This is a genomic window from Flavobacterium sp. SP2 (assembly GCF_057626655.1).
Genome location: NZ_JBVHBT010000018.1, coordinates 1 through 2,108 on the forward strand (window position 1 = coordinate 1; position 2,108 = coordinate 2,108).

The 2,108-nt window shown below is 34.0% G+C and carries 2 protein-coding genes; both read right to left on the reverse strand.

Annotated features, from left to right (window positions below; all coding sequences use genetic code 11):
* Positions 1–273: PorP/SprF family type IX secretion system membrane protein (locus ACZ098_RS17140; protein ID WP_487312986.1), on the reverse strand; the 273-nt coding region annotated here is incomplete at its 3' end.
* A 52-nt stretch (positions 274–325) separates the two neighbouring features.
* Positions 326–2,108 (reverse strand): T9SS type B sorting domain-containing protein (locus tag ACZ098_RS17145; protein WP_487312987.1); only part of this gene is annotated, 1,783 nt, incomplete at its 5' end.

The following is a 2,108-nucleotide window of genomic DNA, read 5'->3' on the forward strand; positions in this document are numbered from 1 at the left end:
TCCAATTTTATCGTTTACAAACGATAGTCCAACTCCCAAATTGCTATTCTCTATCGGTGAGTTGATAGAAAATGCATTGGTTACTGGCGCACCGTCTAAACCAACCCATTGCGTTCGGTGTAAACCAAAAATACTCATCACTCCGCGTGATCCAGCATATGCCGGATTGATATTGATAGTATTATACATATACTGAGTGTACTGAGCATCTTGCTGAGAATAACTCACTAAACTTATTAGAAGCATTACGAATATTATAATCTTTGTTCTCATGTATCGGTATTGTTTAATTATCGGACTGTACTTTTTCAAATTTAGAGAATTACTATCTTGTTAAATATAAATATCCATTTTTAGTAGCGTAATTACCCTCGATAGTTTTATATTTCAAAATGTAGAAATAAGTTCCAGTTGGTAATTCAGATGACTGATTTATAGTTTCTCTACCTTCAGAAATTCCTCTGAAAACTCGATCTTGATTATTATAATTTTGAGTTTCAAAAACTTTTATACCCCAACGATTATATATTTCAACAGTATTTTCAATATAACATGGATTAGTTATATTATCAATTATGAATGTTTCGTTAGTACCATCATTGTTAGGTGAGAATGCATTATGAACTTCAAGAGTAATACATGCATCAACTGTACATACATTTCTGTCTACAGGAATGATAACATCTACAATTCTCGGACATAAAGGATCATTATTTTCATATCTAAAAGTATAATTACCATTTGCTAACTCATAAGGAGTGAAAAATCCGTCAGTACTTAATGCTCCAGAGTTATTTACATCTGTGAAAGTTCCATTTGGCGAAACTATTCCTGAGAATTGCTGGTTTATAATATCAGTAACATCAATAGACAAATCAATATCTATATCACATTGTCCTTCAATAGTAGTTGATTGAATATAGTTTGGAATATTCACATTCACAGTTTGTGTAAAGATTTGTGAATTATTACAAGCATCACTCACAGTCCATGTTCTTGTTATTACATAGTTTCCAGTCGCATCTATATTTGAAGTTGATGTGTTATAAACTACAGTAATATTTGAAGTTGATGTACATCCATCTGTAAAACTTAGAGTTGGTGCATCTGGAATTGTTGAACATGTTGCACTAATTGTTTCTGTGTACGGTGTTGCTAGCGTTGGAGCGGTTGTGTCTTGAACAGTAACTGTTTGTGTAAAAGTAGTACTGTTATTGCATAAATCAGTAGCAGTCCAAGTTCTTGTTAGTACAAACGATCCAGCACAACTGCCATTTGCAGAAGTTTCGGTAAACGTAACGGTAGCGCTACCGCAATTATCAATTGCTGTTAAGGTAACTGCAGGAAGTACATTTGAACATTCGTAAGTTACAGATGTTGATGGAAGCGTTTCTACAAAAGTAGGAGCTGTTATATCTTGAACCGTAACGTTTTGCGTATGCGTAATGAAATTACCTGAATTGTCAGTTGCAGTCCACGTATTAACTAATGTATAATTTCCAGGACAATTTCCATTTATTGTTTGTGTAGCAAATGTTACCGTAGCAGTTCCACATGAATCTGTAGCTGTTAGTGTCGGCGCTGTTGGAATTTCAGTACAAGTTACTGTTACATCTTGTGGTAATACTGAAGTCCAAGTTGGATTAGCATTATCAATTACATTAATTGTTACAGTAGCTTGATCACAGATATTAGGAGTAGTTGCACTACATATTTGGTAGGTGAATGTATATGAACCTACAGCAATACCGCTTGTAAAATTAATATTTCCATTAGTGTCAATATTTATGTTTGGATAATTTCCAGAAATAATCGTTAAAGTTACTTGACTACTAGCATTTGTATTTACTTGAGTTGAACCAAAAACATCGTTAGTTAAGATATTTCCAGTTATTCCACTTACATCACAAGCAACATTATTAAATGTATCGTCTACCGCATTTATTAATTGAGTAATCGTACAATCCGGACAAGTAGGATCAACTGGACAAGTAGTACAAGGCGTTGGATCAGAAGAAGTATCTGTAACGTTTGGACCAGTTGGCGGAGTTGCCGTAGCGATAGCTAAGTTGTAGACAAAACCAGCATTGATATCAGCTTGTGTAATT